This window comes from Pseudomonas sp. M2, from assembly GCF_015751845.1.
GTDB classification, from domain to species: Bacteria; Pseudomonadota; Gammaproteobacteria; order Pseudomonadales; family Pseudomonadaceae; genus Aquipseudomonas; species Aquipseudomonas putida_E.
On sequence record NZ_JADOUD010000001.1, the window covers coordinates 634,253 to 659,414 of the forward strand.

Annotated in this window: 20 protein-coding genes; 7 read left to right on the forward strand and 13 right to left on the reverse strand. The window is 62.6% G+C overall.

Going from position 1 to position 25,162, the window contains the following annotated elements; genetic code table 11:
- The first annotated feature begins 11 nt into the window (after nt 1-11).
- Nucleotides 12-728, forward strand: a complete 717-nt coding sequence (locus IWW33_RS03140) for a glycerophosphodiester phosphodiesterase (RefSeq protein ID WP_046786451.1) — start codon at nt 12-14, stop codon at nt 726-728.
- Nucleotides 729-776: 48 nt separating this feature from the next.
- On the opposite strand, the gene sthA is transcribed toward IWW33_RS03140, so the two are convergent.
- From sthA to IWW33_RS03155, 3 genes are all read right to left on the reverse strand, one after another.
- Nucleotides 777-2,171 carry a Si-specific NAD(P)(+) transhydrogenase gene (sthA, locus tag IWW33_RS03145; protein ID WP_012313573.1) on the reverse strand — a complete coding sequence of 465 codons (1,395 nt, stop codon included), beginning with the start codon at nt 2,169-2,171 and terminating at the stop codon, nt 777-779.
- Between the two features lie 204 nt (nt 2,172-2,375).
- Entirely contained in the window at nt 2,376-3,374 is a 999-nt protein-coding gene (locus IWW33_RS03150; RefSeq protein WP_174141777.1) for an FAD:protein FMN transferase, read from the reverse strand.
- Nucleotides 3,375-3,598: 224 nt separating this feature from the next.
- Nucleotides 3,599-5,062 carry a glyceraldehyde-3-phosphate dehydrogenase gene (locus IWW33_RS03155; RefSeq protein ID WP_012313571.1) on the reverse strand — a complete coding sequence of 488 codons (1,464 nt, stop codon included), beginning with the start codon at nt 5,060-5,062 and terminating at the stop codon, nt 3,599-3,601.
- Nucleotides 5,063-5,230: 168 nt separating this feature from the next.
- On the opposite strand from IWW33_RS03155, the gene mfd reads away from it, so the two are divergent.
- From mfd to IWW33_RS03170, 3 genes are read left to right on the forward strand one after another with little or no spacing between them, the layout of a single operon-like run.
- Nucleotides 5,231-8,680, forward strand: coding sequence for a transcription-repair coupling factor (gene mfd / locus IWW33_RS03160; RefSeq protein WP_115275405.1), 3,450 nt, complete (start codon nt 5,231-5,233; stop codon nt 8,678-8,680).
- A gap of 9 nt (nt 8,681-8,689) precedes the next feature.
- Complete coding sequence (locus IWW33_RS03165) at nt 8,690-9,262, forward strand: CsiV family protein (RefSeq protein WP_115275406.1); 573 nt, start codon at nt 8,690-8,692, stop codon at nt 9,260-9,262.
- A gap of 1 nt (nt 9,263) precedes the next feature.
- Entirely contained in the window at nt 9,264-12,590 is a 3,327-nt protein-coding gene (locus tag IWW33_RS03170) for a DEAD/DEAH box helicase (protein WP_174141779.1), read from the forward strand.
- 88 nt (nt 12,591-12,678) lie between these two features.
- Here the strand turns inward: IWW33_RS03170 and nagZ are convergent, their stop codons facing one another.
- The 3 genes from nagZ to IWW33_RS03185 are packed head-to-tail and all read right to left on the reverse strand — an operon-like array spanning nt 12,679 to nt 14,972.
- Nucleotides 12,679-13,677 carry a beta-N-acetylhexosaminidase gene (gene nagZ, locus IWW33_RS03175; protein ID WP_174141844.1) on the reverse strand — a complete coding sequence of 333 codons (999 nt, stop codon included), beginning with the start codon at nt 13,675-13,677 and terminating at the stop codon, nt 12,679-12,681.
- Between the two features lie 25 nt (nt 13,678-13,702).
- Entirely contained in the window at nt 13,703-14,224 is a 522-nt protein-coding gene (locus tag IWW33_RS03180) for a L,D-transpeptidase (protein ID WP_115275409.1), read from the reverse strand.
- A 40-nt stretch (nt 14,225-14,264) separates the two neighbouring features.
- Complete coding sequence (locus tag IWW33_RS03185; protein ID WP_119688577.1) at nt 14,265-14,972, reverse strand: TetR/AcrR family transcriptional regulator; 708 nt, start codon at nt 14,970-14,972, stop codon at nt 14,265-14,267.
- A 220-nt stretch (nt 14,973-15,192) separates the two neighbouring features.
- On the opposite strand from IWW33_RS03185, the gene lexA reads away from it, so the two are divergent.
- Both lexA and sulA read left to right on the forward strand, forming a co-directional pair.
- Complete coding sequence (gene lexA, locus IWW33_RS03190) at nt 15,193-15,801, forward strand: transcriptional repressor LexA (protein ID WP_012313564.1); 609 nt, start codon at nt 15,193-15,195, stop codon at nt 15,799-15,801.
- Between the two features lie 13 nt (nt 15,802-15,814).
- On the forward strand, nt 15,815-16,291 hold the full coding sequence (sulA, locus tag IWW33_RS03195; RefSeq protein WP_012313563.1) for an SOS-induced cell division inhibitor SulA: 477 nt from the start codon (nt 15,815-15,817) through the stop codon (nt 16,289-16,291).
- Nucleotides 16,292-16,329: 38 nt separating this feature from the next.
- Here the strand turns inward: sulA and IWW33_RS03200 are convergent, their stop codons facing one another.
- From IWW33_RS03200 to IWW33_RS03230, 7 genes are all read right to left on the reverse strand, one after another.
- Nucleotides 16,330-16,563 (reverse strand): hypothetical protein, encoded by a 234-nt coding sequence (locus IWW33_RS03200; protein WP_003248777.1) that lies wholly within the window; start codon nt 16,561-16,563, stop codon nt 16,330-16,332.
- Nucleotides 16,564-16,613: 50 nt separating this feature from the next.
- Nucleotides 16,614-17,129, reverse strand: coding sequence for a DUF6586 family protein (locus IWW33_RS03205; protein WP_119688575.1), 516 nt, complete (start codon nt 17,127-17,129; stop codon nt 16,614-16,616).
- A gap of 115 nt (nt 17,130-17,244) precedes the next feature.
- The gene (gene topA, locus IWW33_RS03210) at nt 17,245-19,854 is read right to left on the reverse strand and encodes a type I DNA topoisomerase (RefSeq protein WP_046786461.1); all 2,610 of its coding nucleotides are present in this window, start codon (nt 19,852-19,854) and stop codon (nt 17,245-17,247) included.
- Between the two features lie 100 nt (nt 19,855-19,954).
- Nucleotides 19,955-20,206 (reverse strand): DUF1653 domain-containing protein, encoded by a 252-nt coding sequence (locus tag IWW33_RS03215; RefSeq protein ID WP_115275412.1) that lies wholly within the window; start codon nt 20,204-20,206, stop codon nt 19,955-19,957.
- A gap of 80 nt (nt 20,207-20,286) precedes the next feature.
- Nucleotides 20,287-21,462 carry an acetyl-CoA C-acyltransferase FadA gene (fadA, locus tag IWW33_RS03220; RefSeq protein WP_003248768.1) on the reverse strand — a complete coding sequence of 392 codons (1,176 nt, stop codon included), beginning with the start codon at nt 21,460-21,462 and terminating at the stop codon, nt 20,287-20,289.
- A 40-nt stretch (nt 21,463-21,502) separates the two neighbouring features.
- Nucleotides 21,503-23,650: a fatty acid oxidation complex subunit alpha FadB gene (gene fadB / locus IWW33_RS03225; RefSeq protein ID WP_125923171.1), complete on the reverse strand. Its 2,148-nt coding sequence runs from the start codon at nt 23,648-23,650 to the stop codon at nt 21,503-21,505.
- 486 nt (nt 23,651-24,136) lie between these two features.
- Nucleotides 24,137-24,574, reverse strand: a complete 438-nt coding sequence (locus tag IWW33_RS03230; RefSeq protein ID WP_039601787.1) for a hypothetical protein — start codon at nt 24,572-24,574, stop codon at nt 24,137-24,139.
- Nucleotides 24,575-24,682: 108 nt separating this feature from the next.
- Here IWW33_RS03230 and IWW33_RS03235 point away from each other — a divergent pair, with 108 nt between their 5' ends.
- Nucleotides 24,683-25,123 carry a universal stress protein gene (locus IWW33_RS03235; protein WP_012313557.1) on the forward strand — a complete coding sequence of 147 codons (441 nt, stop codon included), beginning with the start codon at nt 24,683-24,685 and terminating at the stop codon, nt 25,121-25,123.
- Nucleotides 25,124-25,162 lie beyond the last annotated feature (39 nt).

Below are 25,162 nucleotides of genomic sequence, written 5' to 3' on the forward strand. Positions count from 1 at the left end.
AAGGAACGAACGTGACCCTCATCTATGGCCACCGCGGCGCCAAGGGCGAAGCGCCCGAGAACACTCTGCACAGCTTCCGTCAGTGCCTGTCCCACGGCGTGACCCGCTGCGAACTGGACCTGCACCTGTCGGCCGACAATGAGCTGATGGTCATCCACGACCCTACCCTCAAGCGCACCACCGGCCGGCGCGGCAAGGTGGTCGAACACCCGGCAGCCGACCTGGTCACCTACGACGCACGCAAGGGCGGCCCGGGCCATGTGCAGCCCTGCCCTATCCCACGGCTGGAAGAACTGTTCGAAAAATGCCCCTTCGAGCACTGGCAACTGGAGGTCAAGAGCGCCTCGCGGACCCGTGCCGCCACCACGGTGCTGGCGATTCGGGAACTGGCACAGCAGTACGGCCTGCTGGACAAGGTGACCATCACCTCAAGCTCGCGGGAAGTACTGGGTGCTGCGCTGGAACTGGTGCCTGACGTGAAGCGCGGCCTGGTCGCCGAGTACGCCTGGCTCGACCCGCTGAAGGTCGCGCAGAACTATGGCTGCGATCTGCTGGCCTTGAACTGGACATTGTGCACTCCCGAGCGCCTGCTCAAAGCACAGGGCCAGGGTTTGCATGTGTCGGTGTGGACGGTCAACGAGCCGGCACTGATGCGCCGGCTCGCTGATTTTGGCGTGGACAGCCTGATTACAGACTTTCCCGGTTTGGCCAAGACCACCCTCGGGTAGGGCTGAAATCGGTCTCCCCGACCGGCTCAGGCCACCGGCCGGAGCCGCTCAAAAAAGCCGGTTCAGGCCGTCATAGGCAGCTACCCGATAGGCTTCGGCCATGGTCGGGTAGTTGAACGTGGTGTTGACGAAGTACTTCAGGTTATTCAGTTCGCCCGGCTGGTTCATCACCGCCTGGCCGATGTGGACGATTTCCGAAGCCTGGTAGCCGAAGCAATGCACGCCGAGGATTTCCAGGGTCTCGCGGTGGAACAGGATCTTCAGCATGCCTTGCGGCTCGCCGGCGATCTGTGCACGCGCCATGCTCTTGAAGAATGCCTTGCCCACTTCGTACGGCACCTTGGCCTGGGTCAGCTCCTGCTCGTTCTTGCCGATCGAGCTGATCTCCGGAATGGTGTAGATGCCGGTCGGCACGTCGTTGACGAAACGCCAGCTGCCGTTGTCGACGATACTGCCTGCCGCCGAGCGGCCCTGGTCATGGGCGGCACTGGCCAGGCTCGGCCAGCCGATCACGTCACCGGCACCGTAGATGTTCGGCACGCTGGTGCGGTAAGCCTCGTCGACTTCGATCTGGCCACGGCTGTTGACCTTGATGCCGATGTTCTCAAGGCCCAGCTTGTCGGTATTGCCGGTGCGGCCGTTGCACCACAGCAAGGCGTCGGCCTTGATCTTCTTGCCAGACTTCAGGTGCAGGATCACACCATTGTCCAGGCCCTCGACCCGCTCGTAGTCTTCGTTGTGGCGCACGGTGATGTTGTTGTTGCTGAAGTGGTAGCTCAGCGCCTGGGAAATTTCCGAATCCAGGAAGCTCAGCAACTGGCCGCGGTTGTCGACCAGTTCGACCAGCACGCCCAGGCCACTGAAGATCGAGGCGTATTCGCAGCCAATTACGCCGGCGCCGTAAACGATGAGTTTGCGCGGGGTGTGGCTGAGGCTCAGGATGGTGTCACTGTCATAGACACGCGGGTGATGGAAGTCGATGTCGGCCGGGCGATACGGACGCGAGCCGGTGGCGATGATGATGTGCTTGGCGTTGAGCTTTTCCACCACGCCATTGGGGCAGACCACTTCGACGGTCTGCTCATCGGCGAAGCTGCCGGTACCGAAGAACAGGTCGACGCGGTTGCGGGCGTAGTAGCCGGTACGCGAAGCGACCTGCTTGGAAATCACCTTCTCGGCGCTCTTGAGCACGTCCGGGAAGGAGAACCAGCGCGGCTCACCGATGGCTCGGAACATCGGGTTGGTGTTGAACTGCATGATCTGCCGCACCGAGTGACGCAGTGCCTTGGACGGGATGGTGCCCAGGTGGGTGCAGTTGCCACCGACCTGGCGACGGCTGTCGACCATCGCCACCTTGCGCCCTGCTTTGGCGGCGTTCATTGCCGCACCTTCTCCGGCCGGGCCGGAACCCAACACCACTACGTCGTAGTTGTAGACAGCCATGCGTACTCCTTCAGAACTGGCCCGCTGGCCACGGTCGCCGCGGGACTCGATCATGCCGCCGGGGCGCCATGAGAAAATTCGGGTGCAGTCTAATCAAGCGTGAACGCCGCGCACATTAACCCTTGGTCGCGTCGTAGGCCAATTTTGCCTGCACTACATGTGCATCCACCGATTCCCTGGCAGCTACCGTCCCTGCTTGCGCTTTCACCTGCCTTTGAGCGCCCGCTCGAAAGCAGGCGTAGCTCGGGAGACGAAGCCACCCTCTGCCCGAGTCACCAATACCGCCGCCAGGTCATGAGCGATGGCAAAATCCCAGCCGCGCTCGGGCCCGAGGATCAGCAATAGGGTCGAGTAGCCGTCGGCCTGCAGCGCCGAGGCATCGAGCACGGTGACGGCAGCCAGGTCATGATCGACCGGGCGCCCGAGACGGGCATCGAAGGTGTGCGAATAGCGCCGGCCATTCTGCTCGAAATAGTGCCGATAGTCACCCGAGGTCGATACACCCAGGCCGTTGGCCGGTATTACCTGGCGGGCGATCTGACGGTCTTCGCGGGGCAATTCCAGGGCGATGCGCCATGGGCTGCCATCGGGTTTGCCGCCCACCGCCTTGAGCTCGCCGGTAACTTCGGCAATGAAGCTGGCGATACCCATGGCACGCAGGCGTGCAGCAATCAGGTCCACGGCGTGGCCAGCGGCGATGCTGTTGAAGTCCAGTTGCACCGGGGCGTCCTTGCACAATGCCTGGCCCTCGATGCGCAAGTGCTGGTAGCCCACACGCAGGCGGGCATTGGCCAGCGCCTGCGGTTCTGGCACCTGCTCATGGCGGGCCTGGGGGCCGAAACCCCAGAGGTCGAGCAGCGGCTCGACAGTGAGGTCAAAGGCACCATCGCTCTGTTCGGCCAAGTGCTGGCCGAAGGTGACCAGTTCGAGCATGTCTGACGGCAAAGCCAGGCACTGGTTGCCGGGGAGCTGATTGAACTGGCTCACCGCAGAGTCGCCGCGGTAGGTCGAGTAGTGCTGATCTATGCCCTGCAGGATCGTTTCGACCGCCGCCTGTACCTGGACAGGCGCCGGCCCGCCTGGCTCGCGGACGTACTGGATGCTGTAGCTGCTACCCATGGCAGGGCCACCGAGGCGCTCCAGGGTGGGGCCTTGGTTGCAGCCGGTCAGCAGCATGAGGATGAACAGGAAGGCTGTGCGCAAATGTATAGTTCTCGGTTGCCAGCACCGGCGCGACCTTGTAGGAGCGGCCTTGTGTCGCGAAAGGGCTGCGCAGCAGCCCCAGCAATTTGTGTTGCTCAGCTGAGACCTGGGGCCGCTTTGCGGTCCTTTCGCGACACAAGGCCGCTCCTACAAATTGCTGGCCGGTGCAGCCATAAAAAACGGGAACCCGAAGGTTCCCGTTTTTTCATTGCCTTACAAGCGAATTAGCGTGGAAACGCTGGCGGGTTCACACCAGCCATGTCTTCCATCACGCGAACCACCTGGCAGCTGTAACCGAATTCGTTGTCGTACCAGACGTACAGGACAACGCGGTTATCGTTGGCGATGGTCGCTTCGGCGTCAACCACACCCGCGTGGCGCGAACCTACGAAGTCGGTGGAAACCACTTCCTGCGAGCTGACGTAATCGATCTGCTTGTGCAGCTCCGAGTGCATGGCGGTCTGGCGCAGGTACTCGTTGATTTCTTCGCGGTTGGTGGCCTTTTCCAGGTTCAGGTTCAGGATGGCCATCGACACGTTCGGCGTCGGTACGCGAATGGCGTTGCCGGTCAGCTTGCCCTTGAGCACCGGCAGCGCCTTGGCGGCAGCAGTGGCAGCACCGGTTTCGGTGATGACCATGTTCAGCGGCGCGGCGCGACCACGACGGCTGCCCTTGTGGAAGTTGTCGATCAGGTTCTGGTCGTTGGTGAACGAGTGAACGGTTTCGACGTGACCATTGACGATGCCGTACTGGTCGTTGATGGCCTTGAGCACCGGCACGATGGCGTTGGTGGTGCACGAAGCTGCCGAGATGATCTTGTCCTCGGCGGTGATGTCACCGTGGTTGATGCCGTGCACGATGTTCTTCAGCGCGCCCTTGCCAGGTGCGGTGAGGATCACGCGGGCAGCGCCCGGGCAGGCCAGGTGCTGGCCCAGGCCGTCGGCATCACGCCATACGCCGGTGTTGTCGACGATCAGGGCGTTGTCGATGCCGTACTGGGTGTAGTCGACTTCGCTCGGGCTCTTGGCGTAGATGATCTGGATCAGGTTGCCGTTGGCAGTGATGGTGTTGTTGGCTTCGTCGATGGTGATGGTGCCATCGAACGGGCCGTGCACCGAGTCACGGCGCAGCAGGCTGGCGCGCTTGACCAGGTCGTTTTCGGCACCCTTGCGCACAACGATTGCACGCAGGCGCAGGCCGTCGCCACCACCGGTCTTCTCGATCAGGATGCGCGCCAGCAGGCGGCCGATGCGGCCGAAACCGTACAGGACAACGTCGGTGCCCTTGCGCGCCGAAGCGTTCTGCTGGCCAACCACGTCGGCCAGTTCTTCACGCACGAACTGCTCGGCGGTCTTGCCGTTGCCTTCCTGCTTGAACTTGTTGGCCAGCTTGCCCAGGTCGACCGAAGCGGCGCCCAGTTTCAGCTCGCTCATGGCTTTGAGCAGGGGGAATGTCTCGTGGACGGACAGTTCGGTTTCGTCGGTCTGACGGTGACGCGCAAAGCGGTGGGCCTTGAGGATCGAGATAACCGAACGGTTGATCAGGCTGCGGCCATAGATCGAGCTCACCACGTTGTTGTTGCGGTAGAGCTGACCGATAAGCGGGATCATCGCTTCAGCCAGAGCTTCACGATCGATCCACTCACCAAGACACTGGTCGGGCTTCTGAGTCACGGGAACCTTCCACATGTAGGGGGAGAAAAAAGGGGCTACATTATGACGCCCCAACGCGTAACCGGCAATGAGCGCCTGTCGTGGGAGCCAAAGCCCGTGCTCATGCCCTTTCCGAGCCTGACAGCACGCACCGGCACCGGTACAATCGGTCTCTTTGCCGCAACGCTTGGAGTGCAATCTCCCGTGTCAGTTCTGCGCCTACCGCAAATGTCGGCCACGGCCGGCAAACAAACCTGGGGCAACCTGCCCGGTGCCGCCCTCAGCCTTGCCATCGCCGAGGCCGCCAGCAGTGCTGGCCGCTTCACCCTGCTGCTGACCGCCGACAGCCAGGCTGCCGACCGTCTGGAGCAGGAGCTGCGCTTCTTCGCCCCCGGCCTTCCGGTGCTGCCGTTCCCAGACTGGGAAACCCTGCCCTACGACCTGTTCTCGCCACACCAGGACATCATTTCCCAGCGCATCGCCAGCCTCTACCGGCTGCCGGAGTTGAGCCATGGCATCCTCGTGGTGCCGATCACCACGGCCCTGCACCGCCTGGCCCCCACGCGCTTCCTGCTCGGCAGCAGCCTGGTGCTGGACGTCGGCCAGACCATCGATGTAGAGCAGATGCGCTCACGCCTGGAGGCCACTGGCTACCGCTGCGTCGACACGGTCTACGAACATGGCGAGTTCGCCGTACGCGGCGCGCTGATCGACCTGTTCCCGATGGGCAGCAAGCTGCCCTACCGCATCGACCTGTTCGACGACGAGATCGAGACCCTGCGCACCTTCGACCCGGAGACCCAGCGCTCGATCGACAAGGTCGACTCGATCCGCCTGCTGCCGGCACGCGAATTCCCCATGCAGAAAGAGGAAGTGACGCGCTTCAAGGCACGCTTCCGTGAGCGTTTCGATGTCGACTTCCGCCGCAGCGCGATCTTCCAGGACCTGGCCAGCGGCATCATCCCCGCCGGCATCGAGTACTACCTGCCGCTGTTCTTCGAAGAAACCTCGACCCTGTTCGACTACCTGCCAAGCGACACCCAGGTGTTCTCGCTGCCGGGCGTCGAGCAGGCTGCCGAGCACTTCTGGAACGACGTGCGCGGGCGCTACGAAGACCGCCGCGGCGACTTGAGCCGCCCATTGCTGCCGCCTTCTGAACTGTTCCTGCCGGTGGAAGACTGCTTCGCCCAGCTCAAGCAGTGGCCGCGCGTGGTGGTCAGTGCCGATGATGTCGAGCCTGGTACCGGCCGTGAGCGCTTCCCCGCCCGCACCCTGCCCAACCTGGCCATCGAAGCCAAGGCCAACCAGCCGCTGGCGGCATTGTCCGACTTCCTCGACCAGTTCAGCGGCCGGGTGTTGTTCACCGCCGAATCGGCGGGCCGTCGCGAGGTGCTGCTGGAGCTGCTCGAGCGCCTCAAGCTGAGGCCGCAGACAGTCGAGGGCTGGGCTGACTTCATCACCGGCAGCCAGCGCCTTGCGATCACCATCGCCCCGCTGGACGAAGGCCTGCTGCTCGAAGACCCTGCCATCGCCCTGGTCGCCGAAAGCCCACTGTTCGGCCAGCGCGTGATGCAGCGCCGGCGCCGCGACAAGCGCGGCGAGGCCGCCAATGATGCAGTGATCAAGAACCTTACCGAGCTGCGCGAAGGCGCCCCGGTGGTGCACATCGACCATGGCGTGGGCCGCTACCTGGGCCTGGCCACGCTGGAGATCGACGGCCAGGCCGCCGAGTTCCTGACCCTGGAGTACGCCGAGGGCGCCAAGCTCTACGTCCCAGTGGCCAACCTGCACCTGATTGCCCGCTACACCGGCAGCGATGACGCCCTGGCGCCGCTGCACCGGCTGGGCTCGGAAGCCTGGCAGAAGGCCAAGCGCAAAGCCGCCGAACAGGTCCGCGACGTGGCCGCCGAGCTGCTCGACATCTACGCCCGCCGCGCCGCGCGCAAGGGTTACGCATTCGCCGACCCGGCTGCCGACTATGCCACCTTCAGCGCAGGTTTCCCTTTCGAAGAAACCCCCGACCAGCAGAATGCCATCGAAGCGGTACGCGCCGACATGCTCGCCGCCAAGCCGATGGACCGCCTGGTGTGCGGCGACGTAGGCTTCGGCAAGACCGAGGTCGCCATGCGCGCGGCTTTCATCGCCGTGCACAGCGGCCGCCAGGTAGCGGTGTTGGTGCCTACCACCCTGCTTGCACAGCAGCACTACAACAGCTTCCGCGACCGCTTCGCAGACTGGCCGGTGACGGTCGAGGTGATGAGCCGTTTCAAATCGGCCAAGGAAGTGGCCAGCGCTGCAGCGGACCTGGCCGAAGGCAAGATCGACATTCTGATCGGCACGCACAAGCTGCTGCAGGACGATGTGCGCTTCAAGGACCTGGGCCTGGTAGTGATCGACGAAGAGCACCGCTTTGGCGTACGCCAGAAGGAACAGCTCAAGGCCCTGCGCAGCGAGGTGGACATCCTCACCCTGACCGCGACACCGATTCCGCGAACACTGAACATGGCCGTGGCCGGCATGCGCGACCTGTCCATCATCGCCACGCCGCCGGCCCGGCGCCTGTCGGTGCGCACCTTCGTCATGGAGCACAACAACAGCACGGTGAAAGAAGCGCTGCTGCGTGAACTGCTGCGCGGCGGCCAGGTGTACTACCTGCACAACGATGTGAAAACCATCGAAAAATGCGCCGCCGACCTTGCCGAACTGGTCCCCGAAGCGCGTATCGGCATCGGCCATGGGCAGATGCGCGAGCGCGAGCTGGAACAGGTGATGAGCGACTTCTACCACAAGCGCTTCAACGTGCTGATCGCCTCGACCATCATCGAGACCGGCATCGACGTGCCCAGCGCCAACACCATCGTCATCGAGCGCGCCGACAAGTTCGGCCTGGCCCAGTTGCACCAGTTGCGTGGCCGGGTCGGCCGCAGCCACCACCAGGCCTACGCCTACCTGCTGACACCGGCGCGGCAAAAAGTGAGCGCCGACGCCGAGAAACGCCTGGAAGCCATTGCCAACACCCAGGACCTGGGCGCCGGCTTCGTGCTGGCCACCAACGACCTGGAAATCCGCGGCGCCGGCGAGCTGCTGGGCGAAGGCCAGAGCGGGCAGATCCAGGCCGTGGGCTTTACCCTTTACATGGAAATGCTCGAACGGGCGGTCAAGGCCATTCGCAAGGGCACCCAGCCGAACCTGGAACAGCCGCTGGGCGGCGGCCCGGAAGTCAACCTGCGCCTGCCGGCACTGATCCCCGAGGACTACCTGCCCGACGTGCATGCGCGGCTTATCCTCTACAAGCGCATCGCCTCGGCGACTGACGAAGAGGGCCTCAAGGACCTGCAGGTGGAGATGATCGACCGCTTCGGCCTGCTGCCCGAGCCGACCAAGAACCTGATGCGCCTGACCCAGCTCAAGCTGCAGGCGGAAAAGCTCGGCATCAAGAAAGTCGATGCCGGCCCGAACGGCGGCAAGCTCGAGTTCGAGGCCGAAACCCCAGTCGACCCGCTGACCCTGATCAAGCTGATCCAGGGCCAGCCAAAACGCTACAAGTTCGAAGGCGCAACCCAGTTCCGCTTCCTGGTACCGATGGAACGGCCCGACGAACGCTTCAACACTCTGGAGGCGCTGTTCGAGCGCCTGACCCCACAGACAGCCTAAGGAAGATCCATGCGTGCCATCCGTTGCCTGACCTTGTTGCTTGCGCTGTTCGCGCCGGCCGCCTTCGCTGAAGGTCTTTATCAGGTGGAAATGATCCTTGTGCGGCAAAACAGCGTGCCGGCCTTCACCAGCCCGTACGCCCCTGAGGACTGGAGCGCCGGCGCCCTGCGCCTGGAAAAGAGCGCCGAACGCCCACTGGCGCTGGAAGATGAAGCCACCCGCCTGCAAGCCACGGCCGACTACACCGTGCTGCTGCACAAGGCCTGGCAGCAGCAGGTCGGCGACACGCCAAGCCGCATCGCCCTGGGTGATGGCCAAGAGCAGTTCGGCCACTTCCCGATCGAAGGCAACCTGAGCATCACCGAAGGGCGCTTCATCGCCGTGGAGGCCAATTTCTGGGTCAACCAGCTCGACAGCAACGGCAATGTGCTCAAGAGCGAGCAGTTCAAACAGAGCAACAGCACCATCAAGGGCGGCCAACTGACCTTCCTCGATGGCGGCCATCTGGCGGTGCTGCTGAAGGTCACCCCGCCAGGTACACGGAAGATGCCGGTGATGGACCCGGAGATGATGGAGCAGTGATGTGACTGAGGGCGACGCACGGCAACTGCTCAGAGCCCATCCGGACTGGGTCGATTTTATCGACGCGGGCGCACTGGCCCGAGGCCGTAAATATGCAGCGCAGGAACGAACGCGAATCCTTTCGCTGCAGGGCCATTCCATCGAGGCGAGGTGCGAGGGCTCGGCGGGCCAGATTTACCATCAGGATATCAAGCTGGTGTTGAATTACGGCGACCTGCGCGTCTTTGGGAGCTGCTCCTGCCCGGTAGGATTGAATTGCAAGCACTGCGTCGCTGCGTTGCTGCAACTGGAGCTCGAAGGTGGAAACCTTGAGGCAGCCGCAACTCAGGAGCAAGCCGCGCTGTCGCTGCCGCCCGACCTGAACCTGTGGGTGCAGGGGCTCGAATCGCCCTCCAAGGCTGCAGCCAGTAGCGAACCGGCACGCAAAGGTCCGGCCATCTACTACCGCATTCACAGCGATAGCGAACACTTTCAGCTCGAGCCGATCAAGGGCACGCTACAAACCGACGGTACGCTGAAAATCGGCCGCATCACCTCAATGCCGGAGATGATCTACTACACACCCCGTTACGTTACGGAAGATGACGCTCGGCTGTTGCGCCTGATCGATGCCCGCAGCAAAACGCTGACGCCCGTGGCGCAACTGGAAGGCAAGCAAGGGGCGGAGCTTTTGAGCTACGCCTTGGCGACCGGGCGCCTGCTGTATGAAGACGACCCCACGCCTTTGCATGCCGGGCCGCAACTGCATGCCGAGTTCCGCTGGGTCAGGCTGGACAACGGCAGCTACAGGGGCGCCTGGCACCATGACCAGCACCTGCAGCTGCAGGTACTGCCCATCGAGCCTTTGCACTACATCGACCGGCATTCGCATCAGACCGGCGAGCTGCAGCATGATCTCGACCCCTTCATCGCCAGCCAGCTGGCACGCGCGCCAACCGTACCTGAACACCTGGTAGTACCTTTGAGTCATCGACTGAACGCCTTGAACCGGCAAGTCCCGACCCCCACCGCCGTGGTCACCGAGCAGATCGAAAACGTCCAGCCCAAGGGCCGGCTGACCCTTGGCAGTCTCGAATTCAGCGCCTACATGCCCAAGACCGGGCGTATGCAGCGCCAGATGCAACACCGCGCCGCCCTTTCCTTCGACTACGATGGGCTGCGCGCCAGTGGCAGCGACGACAAGCCATTGACCCGACTGGTGGATACCACCAGCCAGCGCATCCGCCGCCAGCCCCCGGCCGAACAGGCACTGCGCAAGGCACTGCGCGAGCTGGGTTTCAAGCCCGCCACCCGGCAAAGCAAGGCGCTGCCAGACAGCGCGGGCGAGATGCTTCAGCTGCCCGACGACGAAGCCTGGCTACGCTTCGCCCGCGACGGCCTGCCGCGCCTGCGCGAGGCAGGCTGGGAAGTCGACATCCACCGCGACTTCGCCTTCAACCTGCATGAGGTGGACGACTGGTACGCCAGCATCGAGGAAGCACCAGGCCATGAATGGTTCGACCTGGAGCTGGGCATCGTCGTCGAAGGCCAGCGCCACAGCCTGCTGCCCATCGTGCTGCAGCTGCTGCGCAGCAACCCCGAGTTGCTGCGGCCCAGCGAGCTGGCCCGGCGCAGCGACGACGAACACCTGCTGATCGACCTCAACCGCGGCCGGCTGGACGCCCCCGCGCTGCGCGTCGCCCTGCCCTACGGGCGAATCAAGTCGGTCATGGGCACCCTGGGTGAACTGTACCTGCACGAGGACAACGTCGGCCCCACCCTGCGCATGGACCGCGCCGACGCGGCACGCCTGAACGACATCGAACATTTGCCCCTGCACTGGGAAGGTGGCGCCCATGTGCGCGACCTGGGCCGGCGCCTGCGCGATGCACGCGACCTGCAGGTCGCGCCGCCCGCAGCGCTCAACGCCACCCTGCGCCCCTATCAGCAGCAGGGCCTGAACTGGTTGCAGGCCCTGCGCGAAATGGGCACCGGCGGCATCCTTGGCGACGACATGGGCCTGGGCAAGACCTTGCAGGCCCTGGCCCACCTGCTGCTGGAAAAGCAGAACGGGCGCCTCGCCCACCCTGCCCTGGCAGTGATGCCGACCAGCCTGGTGCCAAACTGGCTCGACGAAGCCCAACGCTTCGCCCCCGACCTACGCGTCCTGGCCCTGCACGGCCCCGGCCGCAGCAAGCATTTCGCCAAGCTGCACGAATACGACCTGGTACTGACCACCTACGCCCTGGTGCCGCGCGACCTCGAGCACCTGCGCGCGCAGCAGTGGAGCGTACTGGTGCTGGACGAGGCGCAGAACATCAAGAGCAGCACCAGCAAGGCCGCCCAGGCTGTCTGCGAGCTGCAGGCCAACCAGCGTCTGTGCCTGACCGGCACGCCAATGGAGAACAACCTGGGCGAGCTGTGGTCGATCTTCCACTTTCTCATGCCCGGCTGGCTGGGCGAGCTCAAACGCTTCAATCAGGATTACCGTACGCCTATCGAACGCCATGGCGACGCGGAACGTCTGGCGCACCTGGTCACCCGCATCCGCCCGTTCCTGCTGCGCCGCACCAAGGAGCAGGTAGCGACCGAATTGCCTCCCAAGACCGAAATGGTCCATTGGGTCGAGCTCAGCGACGCCCAGCGTGATACCTACGAGGCCGTACGCGTGGCGATGGACAAGAAAGTGCGCGACGAAATCGCGCGCAATGGCGCGGCACGCAGCCAGATCGTGATCCTCGATGCCCTGCTCAAGCTGCGCCAGGTATGTTGCGATTTACGCCTGGTCAAAGGGGTCGAGACCAAGGGCAATCAGGCTGACAAGGGCAAGCTCGGCGCGCTGCTGGACATGCTCGAAGAACTGCTCAGCGAAGGGCGCCGGGTGCTGTTGTTCTCGCAGTTCACCTCGATGCTGGCACTGATCGAACAAGAGCTGGAAAAGCGCAAGATCCGCTACAGCCTGCTCACCGGCGACACCCGTGACCGGCGCACACCGGTGCAGCAGTTCCAGCAGGGCGAGAGCGAAGTGTTTCTGATCAGCCTCAAGGCCGGCGGCGTGGGGCTGAACCTGACGGCTGCCGACACCGTGATTCACTTCGACCCGTGGTGGAACCCGGCCAGCGAGAACCAGGCCACCGACCGCGCGTACCGCATCGGCCAGGACAAGCCGGTGTTCGTGTTCAAGCTGATCACGCGCGGTACCGTTGAAGAGAAGATTCAGCAGCTGCAGCAGGAAAAAGCAGCGCTGGCAGCAAGCTTGCTCGACGGGGCAGAGGCTGGGCAGTGGCGTCTGGGGGATGAGGAAATCGAAGCGTTGTTTGCTCCGCTACCCGGAAAGCGGGCGCGCTAGCAGTCAGTCCCGGCTACTTCGCTGGCAAGCCCCCACAGGACTTTCACTGCCTTGGACAGCAGCGAGATACCTGTGGGGGCCGGCACAGTCAATCGACCAATTGCGCCTCGCGCAACGCCCCTAGCGCCTCCAGCCAACGCGGCTGCTGGCGATAATCGGTCCGCGCAAAACCCTGCCCGCGCATGCGTGCAATCCGCGGCGATGGCTTTACCTTCAGCCGCTGCGCCGCGCTCAAAGCCAGCTCTGCTGCCGCCCGGTCATTGCACACCAGGCCCATGTCACAACCCGCACTCAGCGCCGCCTCGATCCGATTGGCCGCATCGCCGACCACATGCGCACCGGCCATCGACAGGTCGTCACTGAAGATCACCCCGTCAAAGCCCAGTTCGCCGCGCAGGATGTCCTGCAACCAACGGCGCGAGAACCCGGCCGGCTGGTTGTCCACCTGCGGATAGATGACATGCGCCGGCATCACTGCCGCCAGCTTCCCGCTGAGGCGGGAGAACGGCACCAGATCTGCCTGGCGCAGTTGCTCGAGGCTGCGCTCGTCCGTCGGAATGGCCACGTGGGAGTCCGCCTCCGCCCAGCCATGCCCCGGGAAATGCTTGCCACAGGCAGCCATGCCCGCTGCATTCATCCCGCGGATGAAGGCGCCGGCCAGCTGCGTGGCACGTTGCGGGTCGCCTTCGAACGCGCGGCTGCCGACCACAGCGCTACGCTGGTGATCCAGGTCGAGCACAGGGGCGAAGCTCAGGTCCAGGCCAACCGCCAGCACCTCAGTGGCCATCAACCAACCGCACTGCTCGGCGAGGTACTCGGCATTGGCGTTATCGGCGATCGCGCGCATGGCTGGCAGGCGCACGAAGCCCTGACGCAAACGCTGCACACGCCCACCTTCCTGGTCGACGGCCAGAATCAGATCGGGACGAATGGCGCGAATGGACGCGCACAGTTCACGCACCTGGCGCGGGCTGTCGATGTTGCGGGCAAAGATGATCAGGCCAGCCACTTCCGGCTGGCGCAGGAGCTGGCGGTCTTCGGCGGTCAGCCATTTACCGGCGATATCCACCATCAGGGAGCCTTGCAGGCTGACGGTCATAGGCAATCCTTCATTACAGACTTAAAGAAGCCCACTGGGGGCATGCGGCCTCCTCGATACGCACCGGGCAATGCGCCGGTACGCGCTCGAACAGGCCAAGCAGATCGGTGTTGCGCAGGCGAATGCAGCCATGGGACAGCGGTATGCCCAAGGGTTCCGTGTCGGGCGTGCCATGCAGATAGATATAGCGACGGAACGTGTCCACGGCGCCCAGACGGTTGACCCCGGCCTCGCAACCGCTGAGCCAGAGGATGCGGGTAAGCACCCAGTCACGCCCGGGATGCTGTGCGTGCAACGCCGGCGACCAGACCTCACCGGTCCAGCGCCGCCCACGCAGCACGGCATTGAGCGGCAAGCCCGCCCCGATCCTCGCTCGCACCTGGTGCAGGCCGCGTGGCGTGCAGCCGGAGCCATTGCGCTCACCGGCGCCATTGCGTGCGGTCGACACCGCCAGGCGCACGCACAACTGCCCATTGGCAAAGCCATAGAGGCGCTGGTCAGCGAGGGAAATGTGCAGGAGATCGAGGTCGGGCATGGGCGCTAGCTTAGCCCAAGCGCCCTGCCCCGCCCAGCCTTCAGGCCTTGGCGGTGGTGCTGGCGGTTTTACTGCGCGGGCGCAACTGTGCGGTGGCCATCGCCTCGTCGGTGACACCGCTGTCGGCGCGCATGCCAGCGGCCAGGAACGGCACCATCAGGCGCATGACCTGCTCTATGGAGGTGTTGATACCAAAGTCGGTTTCGGCAATGGCGCGCAATGCCTTGATGCCGGACATGCTGAACGCCGCGGCACCGAGCATGAAGTGCACGCGCCAGAACAGTTCGAGCGCAGGGATGCGTGGCGCGGCTTCATTGACCAGCAACATGTAGCGGCGGAACACCTTGCCATACATGTCTTCCAGGTAGCGCCGCAGGTGCCCCTGGCTCTGGCTGAAGGCCAGGCCCAGCAGGCGCATGAAGATCGACAGGTCGTTGTTGCTGCGTGGCTGCACCACCAGTGCCTGCTCCACGAGCATTTCCAGCAGTTCTTCGAGGCTGGGCTTTTGTTCCGGCTTGGCCTGGCGACGCTCCAGCTCACGTTCGAGGCTGGCGCAGAACGGCCCGAGGAAACGGGAAAAGACCGCCTGGATCAGCGCCTTCTTGGAGCCGAAATGGTAATTGACCGCCGCCAGGTTGACCCCGGCCTTGCTGGTAATCAGCCGCAACGAGGTTTCCGCGAACCCCCTTTCCGCGAACAATTGCTCGGCAGCATCGAGAATGCGTTCAACGGTTTCCGATTGGGCCATGACTACTCCGCCAGACAGACAAACAGGTGTTTGAAACATACGTTTCAGGCCTACGGATGTCAAGGCTCGGTGACTGTGCGGTCGCCATTAGAAAGCCCAGAGCTGCAAGCTGCAAGCCGCAAGAGGTGTGCGCGCTGCTTTTTCTTGTCGCGTGGAGCTTGCAGCTCATCCAGTACTGTATATAATCCCAGTCACTGTATAAAAAGACAGAGCGCCCGCCATGTTGAAACTGACGCCCCGCCAAGCCGAAATCCTGGCCTTCATCAAACGCTGCCTTGAAGACAACGGCTTCCCGCCGACGCGCGCAGAGATCGCTCAGGAGCTGGGCTTCAAGTCGCCCAACGCCGCCGAGGAGCACCTCAAGGCCCTCGCGCGCAAAGGCGCGATCGAGATGACCCCAGGCGCATCCCGCGGCATCCGCATCCCCGGTTTTGAAGCCAAGGCCGAAGAAAACGGCCTGCCGATCATCGGCCGGGTAGCAGCCGGTGCACCGATCCTTGCCGAGCAGCACATCGAACAATCTTGCAACATCAATCCATCCTTCTTCCACCCCCGCGCCGACTACCTGCTGCGCGTACACGGCATGAGCATGAAGGACGTCGGCATCTTCGACGGCGACCTGCTGGCCGTGCACACCTGCCGCGAGGCCCGTAACGGGCAGATCGTCGTCGCCCGTATCGGCGACGAAGTGACCGTCAAACGTTTCAAACGCGAAGGCAGCAAGGTCTGGCTGATCGCCGAAAACCCCGATTTCGCCCCCATCGAAGTCGACCTGAAAGAGCAGGAAATGGTGATCGAAGGTTTGAGTGTCGGCGTAATTCGCCGCTGAACCAGGAGGCGTCATGCAACAGTTCGTCCAAGCACAACAGCAGGTACAGCTTCCTTTGTTCGAAGCCTTCCTCGCCCAACCGGTACTGCCAGGCCTGAAGGCCAGCGAGCAGGCGCGCAAGAACAGCGAACCGGACCTGTTCAGTGAACTGTCCCTGCGTGGCGCACCCGAACATTGCCAGACCTTGCTGGCACCGGTGCTACGCGAACTGAGCGAAGAGCAAGAGGCCCGCTGGCTGACGCTTATCGCACCGCCGGGCAGCCTGACCCAGGCCTGGTTGCGCGATGCCGGCCTCAACCGCGAGCGCATTCTGCTGCTGCAGCCGCGCGGCAATCAGAGCGCACTGCAACTGGCCTGTGACGCCCTGCGCCTTGGCCGTAGCCACACGGTTGTCAGCTGGCTTGGCAGCGTAAATGCCACCGCGCGACAGCAACTGTTGCGTGCAGCCAGTGCCGGAAACGCACAAAGCCTGAACATCCGCCTCGGCTGATGTTCAGGCTTTGCCTGTAACCCGAAACAACCTGGGTGTCAGTGAAGTACGCGCGGCCCTTCGTCGCGCTCGAGTTCGCCATCCATGAGGCGCCCCGCCATCTGCACGCCCACGCTCAGCATGGCCTTGGCAACCTCAACGTGTTGCCCCTGCAGGAATACCTTGGCGTCTTCCGAGAAATCCAGGGTTACCAGGGAGCCTTCGTCCTCGGCACGACGCAGTTCGATTCGGCCATCAGGCAACTCGACAATTTCTAGAAAAGACGTAGACATAAAGGGCTGTTCTCCGCGAAAGGCCAGTATTGTACCAGCCAAGGCGAATATCAGCACTCACTCAACGCGTCACGGAATCGTCTCACCAGGCCTTTGAGGTTGTTGCGCCAGCTTTCCAGCTCTTCACGCGACAGCGCAGCCTGCTCGGGTTCGTCGAGGTTGACGGCCTGGATGAGTGGCTGAGTGACATCGGTTTTCGCGGTTTTTTTCGCGACCGGTGGTCGGAACAAATCGGCATAAGCGGTGAGCAATTGTGCCAGCCAGGTTTCCCGCTGCCTGGCCAGTTCCAGCAACTCAGCCACCTCGGGAATGGCGATGTCATTCAGGGCGTCATCGGCGAGCAATTGCTCGACACTGGGCGCGGCCGGCAGGCGGTAGAAGCCGCCAATCTCGTGACACAAGCCCAGTAGCGCGCCATACAGGTGGAACAGCGCAGATTCGCGCTCGGCCTGCACCAGGCCTTGTGCATTCATGGCCTGGCTGTCGACAGCCTTGGCCATGGACTCAAGGGCAAGGCCGGCGAAGAAGAGCTTCTGGTTGGTGCGGGTGTAGAGTTCCTGGGCCATCTTGAGTGACCTCCCTAAGGCTGCAAGGCGAATACCTGCAGTTTCAGGGATCGGCGTGTACTTGTCACCAATGAATTGGGGCCGCTAAGCGGCCCCAATTACATCACTGAAACGATCAGCGCTTGTCTTCAACCTTCCAGGCATTACCGTCGTAGAACGCCTTCCACCCGGTAGGCTTGCCATCGACCTCGGACTGCACGTATTGCTCTTTGGTCTTGCGGCTGTAGCGGATCACTGCCGGGCGACCCTCGGGGTCTTTCTGCGGCGCATCGCACAGGAAGTGGTACTTGGGGTCGATCTCATGCTTGTGCGGCACGATCTCCAGCACCAGCGGCGCACGGGTCTCGCGATTCTTGGGGAACTGGCTGGCTGCCAGGAACAACCCAGAAGCACCGTCACGCAGCACGTAGGTGTCGTCGACCTTCTCGCACTTGAGCTCTGGCATGTCCACCTTGTCCATCTTCGGTGGTGCCGCCTCGCCACTCTTGAGCAGCTTGCGGGTGTTCTTGCACGCAGGGTTGGTGCAACCGAAGAACTTGCCGAACCGGCCGGTCTTGAGCTGCATCTCGCTGCCGCACTTGTCACACTCCAGGCTCGGCCCTTCGTAACCCTTGATGCGGTAACTGCCCTCTTCGATCTCGTAGCCGACGCAATCAGGGTTGTTACCGCAGATATGCAGCTTGTGCTTCTCGTCGAGCAGGTAGGCATCCATGGCCGTTGCGCAGATCGGGCAGCGGTGCTTGCCCAACAGCACGCGCGACTCCGATTCACCTTCGTCGTCCGCAGCGATTTCATCGCCCGGCACCAGGTTGACCGTGGCCTTGCAGCGCTCTTTGGGCGGCAGGCTGTAACCCGAGCAACCCAGGAACACGCCAGTGGAGGCCGTCCGGATCATCATCGGCCGCCCACATTCCTTGCACGGAATGTTGGTCATGGTCGGTTGGTTGGCACGCATGCCGCCTTCGGCTGATTCTGCCGTCAGCAGTTTCTTGCTGAAGTCGCCGTAGAACTCGTCCAGAACGTTCTTCCAGTCACGCTCGCCCTGCGCCACGTCATCCAGGCTCTCCTCCATGACGGCGGTGAAACCGTAGTCCATCAGGTTGGCGAAGCTTTCCGACAAGCGCTCGGTAACGATGTCGCCCATCTTCTCGGAGTAGAAGCGGCGATTGTGCAGTGTTACGTAACCGCGATCCTGGATGGTGGAAATGATGGCTGCGTAGGTCGACGGGCGGCCAATACCGCGCTTTTCCATTTCCTTGACCAGGCTGGCTTCGGTAAAGCGCGCAGGTGGCTTGGTGAAGTGCTGACTGGGGTCGATCTGGATCAGCTTGAGCGCTTCACCCTGGACCATCTCGGGCAACACGTCATCTTCGCCCGGCTTGCTCTGCTGAGGCAGCACACGGGTATAACCGTCGAACTTGAGGATGCGACCTTTGGCACGCAGCTCGAAATCACCGGCAGCCACGGTCACACTGGTGGACAGGTACTGCGCAGGCGGCATCTGGCAGGCGAGGAACTGGCGCCAGATCAGCTCGTACAGGCGCTCGGCGTCACGCTCCATGCCGCTGAGCTTGGTTGGGTGCGTATTGACGTCGGAAGGACGAATCGCTTCGTGGGCCTCCTGAGCGCCTTCTTTGCTGCCGTACACCAGCGGTGCTTCGGGCAGGTACTGCTTGCCGAACTCACGCTCGATGTAGCTGCGCGCCATGTCCAGCGCGTCGACCGACAGGTTGGTCGAGTCGGTACGCATGTAGGTGATGTAGCCCGCTTCGTATAGCCGCTGAGCCATCATCATGGTCTTCTTCACGCCGAAGCCCAGGCGGTTGCTTGCAGCCTGTTGCAGGGTGGAGGTGATGAACGGTGCCGACGGCTTGCTGCTGGTCGGGCGGTCTTCACGCTTGAGCACGCTGTAGCTGGACGCCTTGAGCTTGCTCAGTGCAGCCATGGCCTGCGCTTCGTTCAGCGGCTTGAAGGCCTCGCCTTTCTCGCGGGTCACCTCGAAACGCACCTTGGCGTCCTTGGCAGTGCCAAGGTCGGCGTGCACCTCCCAGTACTCTTCGGGGATGAAGGCACGGATCTCGCGCTCACGCTCGACCACCAGTTTCACGGCCACCGACTGAACACGCCCGGCCGACAGGCCACGGGCGATCTTGGCCCACAGCAGTGGCGAGACCATGTAGCCCACCACGCGATCAAGGAAACGGCGCGCCTGCTGGGCATTGACACGATCGATATCCAGCTCGCCGGGCTTCGAGAACGCATCCTGGATGGCTTTTTTGGTGATTTCGTTGAACACCACACGCTTGTAGCGGGTGTCGTCGCCACCGATGGCCTCGCGCAGGTGCCAGGCGATGGCTTCCCCTTCGCGGTCCAAGTCGGTCGCGAGATAGATGGTGTCAGCATCCTTGGCCAGGCGGCGCAACTCTTCGATCACCTTTTCCTTGCCAGGCAGGATCTCGTACTTGGCCTTCCAGCCGTGCTCGGGGTCGACGCCCATGCGCGCCACCAGCTGGCGACGGGCCTTCTCTTTCGGCGACAGGGCCGGCGCCTCACCCGCAGCCTTGCCACGCTTGGCGGCCGGCTCTTTGCTGGCGCTGGCCGAACCGCTGGTGGGGAGGTCACGGATGTGGCCGATACTCGACTTCACCACGTACTGGTTGCCCAGGTACTTGTTGATGGTCTTGGCCTTGGCCGGGGATTCCACAATGACCAGCGATTTGCCCATGGATCGGAGTATTCCTGAATCTGAAGATGAAAAACGCGTCAGGTGCCGGACGCGGCACCGCTATATATAGTGGCAATAGAGTGAGGTCAAGCGCGGTCGTTCACTCGTGCGCCTTGCCAAGCCGTTCAGGCAACCCTTCTTCGGCCTTGACCAAAGCAAAGCGTGGCACCTGCTCGCCGTCAACCTCGACCGACTCCTGGAACATCGAAAGTGGTCGTACCCAGAAGCTGTGGTCACCATACAGGCATTGGTAGAAAACCATCCACTCTTCGCTTTCGGAGTGCCGTGCGACACTGAAGACACGGTACTCAGGCCCTTTGTAATGCCGGTATACGCCTGGTTGTATCTGCATGTCGCCTTCCCTCTTGAAACAAATTCTGTAAAAAAACAAAAGCCGGGGCACAAGGCCCCGGCTGCTGTCCCGCTACGCGATCAGACGCGTTCGAAGACAGTGGTGATGCCCTGACCGAGGCCGACGCACATGGTGGCCACGCCCAACGTACCGCCATTTTGCTTCATGACGTTGAGCAGGGTGCCGGAAATGCGTGCCCCGGAGCAACCGAACGGGTGGCCCAAGGCAATGGCGCCGCCGTGCAGGTTAACCTTCTCATCCATCTTGTCGAGCACTTTCAAATCTTTGAGCACTGGCAGGGCCTGTGCAGCAAAGGCTTCATTGAGCTCGATGAAGTCGATATCGGCCATGGTCAGCCCGGCACGCTTCAGGGCTTTCTGGGTCGACGGCACAGGGCCGTAGCCCATGATTGCCGGGTCCACGCCAGCCACTGCCATGGAGCGGATCACCGCCAACGGCTGGATACCGAGGTCCATCGCACGCTGGCCAGACATGACGATCATGCACGAAGCGCCATCGGTAATCTGCGACGAAGTACCGGCTGTGACCGTACCACCTTTGGGGTTGAACGCAGGCTTGAGCGATGCCAGGCCTTCAAGGGTGGTTTCCGGGCGAATGGTCTCGTCGAAGTCGAAGACCTTCAGGAAACCGTTCTCGTCATAGCCCTGCATCGGGATGATCTCGTCCTTGAACTTGCCTTCGACCGTCGCCTTGTGTGCGAGCTGGTGCGAACGCAGGCCGAACAGGTCCTGTTGCTCACGGGTGATGCCGTGCATCTTGCCGAGCATCTCGGCAGTCAGGCCCATCATCCCGGAAGCCTTGGCAGCGTGCAAGGACAGGTGCGGGTTGGGGTCCACGCCATGCATCATGCTGACGTGCCCCATGTGCTCGACACCACCGACCACGAACACGTCGCCGTTGCCGGTCATGATCGCTTGGGCGGCGGTGTGCAGCGCGCTCATCGACGAGCCGCACAGGCGGCTGACGGTCTGGGCGGCCGAGGTGTGCGGGATCTGGGTCATCAGCGACGCCATGCGGGCGATGTTCCAGCCCTGCTCCAGGGTCTGGTTGACGCAGCCCCAGATCACGTCCTCGACTTCTTTGGGGTCGACCTTGCCGTTGCGCTCCAGCAGCTTGCTGATCAGGTGCGCAGACATGTCTTCAGCACGGGTGTTGCGGTGCATGCCACCCTTGGAGCGGCCCATCGGGGTGCGACCGAAGTCGACAATCACCACGTCTCTTGGATTGAGGCTCATATCAATAATCTCGCTCTACTCTCTCAAAGGCGTTGGCTGCTCAGCTGAAGAAGCGCTGGCCGTTCTTGGCCATTTCGCGCAGCTTCGCGGTCGGGTGGTACAGCGGCCCCAGATCGGCGTACTGATCAGCCAGGGCAACGAATTCGGCCACACCGATCGAATCGATGTAACGCAGCGCACCACCACGGAACGGAGGGAAACCAATGCCGTATACCAGGCCCATGTCCGCTTCGGCAGCGGTTTCGACGATGCCGTCTTCCAGGCAGCGCACGGTCTCCAGGCACAGCGGGACCATCATCCAGTTGATGATGTCTTCGTCGGTGACTTCACGCTGCTCGAAGACGATCGGCTTGAGCACATCGAGCACGGTGGCGTCGAAGACCTTCTTCGGCTTGCCACGCTTGTCGGTTTCGTAGGCATAGAAACCCTTGCCGTTCTTCTGGCCCAGGCGATTGGCCTCATACAGGGCGTCGACGGCCGAGCGGCGCTCGTCCTTCATGCGGTCCGGGAAGCCTTCGGCCATCACATCGCGGCCGTGGTGGCCGGTGTCGATGCCGACCACGTCCATCAGGTAGGCCGGGCCCATCGGCCAGCCGAACTTCTCCATGACCTTGTCGATGCGCACGAAGTCGACACCAGCGCTGACCAGCTTGGCGAAGCCGCCGAAGTACGGGAACAGCACGCGGTTGACCAAGAAGCCCGGGCAATCGTTGACCACGATCGGGTTCTTGCCCATCTTCTTGGCGTAGGCCACGGTGGTGGCGACCGCCACTTCACTGGACTTCTCGCCACGGATGACTTCGACCAGCGGCATCATGTGCACCGGGTTGAAGAAGTGCATGCCGACGAAGTTCTCGGGGCGCTTGAGCGCCTTGGCCAGCAGGTTGATGGAGATGGTCGAGGTGTTGGACGCAAGGATCGCATCCTCTTTCACCTGGCCTTCCACTTCAGCCAGCACTGCCTGCTTGACCTTCGGGTTCTCGACCACGGCTTCGACGACGATGTCGACGTTGGCGAAATCACCGTAGGACAGTGTCGGGCGAATGGCATTGAGTGCCTCGGCCATTTTCGCCGGAGTCAGGCGGCCTTTTTCGACGCGGTTGCCGAGCAGCTTGGACGCCTCGTTCAGGCCCAGCTGGATGGCTTCCTCGCGGATGTCCTTCATCAGGATCGGGGTGCCCTTGACCGCCGACTGGTAAGCGATGCCGCCACCCATGATGCCGGCGCCGAGCACGGCAGCCTGCTTCACATCGTGAGCGATTTCGTCATGGGCCTTGGCTTTGCGCTTGAGCTCCTGATCATTCAGGAACAGGCCGATCAGGCTTTGGGCAACCGAAGTCTTGGCCAGCTTGGCAAAGCCTGCTGCCTCGACTTCCAGCGCCTTGTCGCGACCGAAGTTGGCGGCCTTCTGGATCGACTTGATGGCTTCGACCGGCGCCGGATAGTTCGGGCCGGCCTGGCCAGCGACGAAGCCCTTGGCAGTCTCGAAGGCCATCATCTGCTCGATGGCATTGAGCTTGAGCTTTTCCAGCTTGGGCTGGCGCTTGGCCTTGTAGTCCAGCTCACCGCTGATGGCGCGCTTGACCAGGTCGAGGGCACCGGCCTGCAGCAGTTCAGGGGCGACGACGGCGTCGACCGCACCGACTTTCAGGGCGTCTTCAGCGCGGTTTTCCTTGCCGGCGGCAATCCACTCGATGGCGTTGTCCGAGCCGATCAGACGCGGCAGGCGCACGGTACCGCCGAAGCCAGGGTAGATACCCAGCTTGACTTCCGGCAGGCCGATCTTGGCAGAGGTGGACATGACCCGATAGTCGGCCGCCAGGCACATTTCCAGGCCGCCGCCCAGGGCGATGCCGTTGATCGCGGCAACGGTCGGCACGTCGAGGTCTTCGAACGCGTTGAAGATGCGGTTGGCTTCCAGATTGCCGGCAACCAGTTCGGCCTCGGGCAGCTTGAAGTTGTCGACGAACTCGGTGATGTCGGCGCCGACGATGAACACGTCCTTGCCACTGCTGACGATCACGCCCTTCACCGAGGCGTCGGCCTTTATGGCATCGACGGCCTGGCGCAGCTCGTCCAGGGTCAGGCGATTGAACTTGTTGACGGACTCACCCTTGAGGTCGAACTTCAGTTCGACGATGCCGCTTTCAAGAGCCTTAACCGTGATGGCTTTACCTTCGTAAATCATCAACTGATCTCCACGATATGGAAGCTGAACTGTACACGCCGATCGCTGGTGGAAAAGCAGCGCTTCGCTGCTCTTGCCCAGGCACACCCGTCAGCGCGCTAGTCGGGATTCTGGATGAGCGCTGTGACATACAAACGCTCAATTCATACGCCCGTTTGATTTGGGTATGCACACATTCTCCGAAAAGGTCGGCGTTGTCAAATGCTCACAGGCATGGTGGAAACGCGACTTTCCGGTCATTTTCTAGCGTCTGGGTATAAATCATGATGACAGTGATTGCTGATCATTCATGTCAGCGATTGACCACAAGAAGTAGACCGCGGCATTTTTCGATGCACACCGCTGCAGGTTGGCTACACTGCGACTGGCTTCAAGAATTTCCCGGCCTGCCTGGCCTTTTCTGCTCTGCAGAAACGACAAAGCGGCAACTTGGCATCTGCCCCTGATGGGGTCCTGCCAGGTTGCCGCTTTGTCGTTGAAACGATGTCAGGCGAGGGTTTCGAAGGCGTAGGCAATATCCTGCAACACAGATTTGTCACCCCGCTCGCTCCAGTACAGCGCGAGCATGCGCTTGTCGGCTTCGACCTTGTAAACAGTCCCCGGCAGCCGTGAGAAAACATCATTCAGGCGCGGTTCCTCACACACTTCACGCCATTGGTTCCACCACACACCAGGGCTGACCTGCCAGTAGCACCAGCTGTCTTCACGCCCACGCCGGCGCGCCCGGTGGTACTGCGGGCAGGGGCTGGGCGGCTCTTTTTCCAGCCAGTGCGGCCACTGCTGCGGTGCCAGTTGCATGGCCAGCCCCATGCGCCGCGCCTCCAGGCGCAGGCTCATCTGCTCGCCTTGCTTGCGCGACTGGCGCAGCCAGGCAAACGGGCTGAGAATCAGCGCAAGGATTGACACCACCAGCAATACCGTCATATCTGTAGATCCCATAAAGCGTTGCAAATGAGCGGGTTACTCGGTTTCACGCAAGACCCGCCCGAAGCGACCATACTTCTACTATCGCGATTGTCAGGAGTACAGCTCATGCCTTACGAACATCTTCTGGTCGCCGTCGACCTCACCGAAGAGTGCGACCCGGTGATCAAGCGAGCCATGAAGCTCGCCGAGCCCACAGGCGCCAAGGTCTCGCTGGTGCATATCGTCGAACCCATGGCCATGGCCTTTGGCGGTGACGTGCCAATGGACCTGTCGCAACTGCAACAGCAACAGTTCGACCAGGCCAAGGAGCGCATGGAACGCCTGTTCAACAAATACCCCGAGATCAACCGCGGTGATTCTCACCTGACCTATGGCCAACCGCGCCAGGAAATCCACCAGCTGGCCAAGGAGCAGAACTGCGACCTGATCGTGGTTGGCAGCCATGGCCGCCATGGCCTGGCGTTGCTGCTGGGCTCAACGGCCAATGACGTGTTGCATGGCGCGCCGTGCGATGTACTGGCGGTGCGGTTGCAGAAGAAAGAATGATCCAGGCTGCCCGGCCTCATCGCCGGCAAGCCGGCTCCC

What these genes read in the sequence shown, in the direction of transcription:
- sthA (WP_012313573.1), bottom strand. Translation starts at nt 2,171, where the DNA reads ATGGCTGTCTACAACTACGACGTAGTGGTGTTGGGTTCCGGCCCGGCC.
- IWW33_RS03155 (WP_012313571.1), bottom strand. Translation starts at nt 5,062, where the DNA reads ATGTGGAAGGTTCCCGTGACTCAGAAGCCCGACCAGTGTCTTGGTGAG.
- IWW33_RS03165 (WP_115275406.1), top strand. Translation starts at nt 8,690, where the DNA reads ATGCGTGCCATCCGTTGCCTGACCTTGTTGCTTGCGCTGTTCGCGCCG.
- IWW33_RS03180 (WP_115275409.1), bottom strand. Translation starts at nt 14,224, where the DNA reads ATGCCCGACCTCGATCTCCTGCACATTTCCCTCGCTGACCAGCGCCTC.
- IWW33_RS03185 (WP_119688577.1), bottom strand. Translation starts at nt 14,972, where the DNA reads ATGGCCCAATCGGAAACCGTTGAACGCATTCTCGATGCTGCCGAGCAA.
- lexA (WP_012313564.1), top strand. Translation starts at nt 15,193, where the DNA reads ATGTTGAAACTGACGCCCCGCCAAGCCGAAATCCTGGCCTTCATCAAA.
- sulA (WP_012313563.1), top strand. Translation starts at nt 15,815, where the DNA reads ATGCAACAGTTCGTCCAAGCACAACAGCAGGTACAGCTTCCTTTGTTC.
- IWW33_RS03200 (WP_003248777.1), bottom strand. Translation starts at nt 16,563, where the DNA reads ATGTCTACGTCTTTTCTAGAAATTGTCGAGTTGCCTGATGGCCGAATC.
- IWW33_RS03205 (WP_119688575.1), bottom strand. Translation starts at nt 17,129, where the DNA reads ATGGCCCAGGAACTCTACACCCGCACCAACCAGAAGCTCTTCTTCGCC.
- topA (WP_046786461.1), bottom strand. Translation starts at nt 19,854, where the DNA reads ATGGGCAAATCGCTGGTCATTGTGGAATCCCCGGCCAAGGCCAAGACC.
- IWW33_RS03215 (WP_115275412.1), bottom strand. Translation starts at nt 20,206, where the DNA reads ATGCAGATACAACCAGGCGTATACCGGCATTACAAAGGGCCTGAGTAC.
- fadA (WP_003248768.1), bottom strand. Translation starts at nt 21,462, where the DNA reads ATGAGCCTCAATCCAAGAGACGTGGTGATTGTCGACTTCGGTCGCACC.
- fadB (WP_125923171.1), bottom strand. Translation starts at nt 23,650, where the DNA reads ATGATTTACGAAGGTAAAGCCATCACGGTTAAGGCTCTTGAAAGCGGC.
- IWW33_RS03230 (WP_039601787.1), bottom strand. Translation starts at nt 24,574, where the DNA reads ATGACGGTATTGCTGGTGGTGTCAATCCTTGCGCTGATTCTCAGCCCG.
- IWW33_RS03235 (WP_012313557.1), top strand. Translation starts at nt 24,683, where the DNA reads ATGCCTTACGAACATCTTCTGGTCGCCGTCGACCTCACCGAAGAGTGC.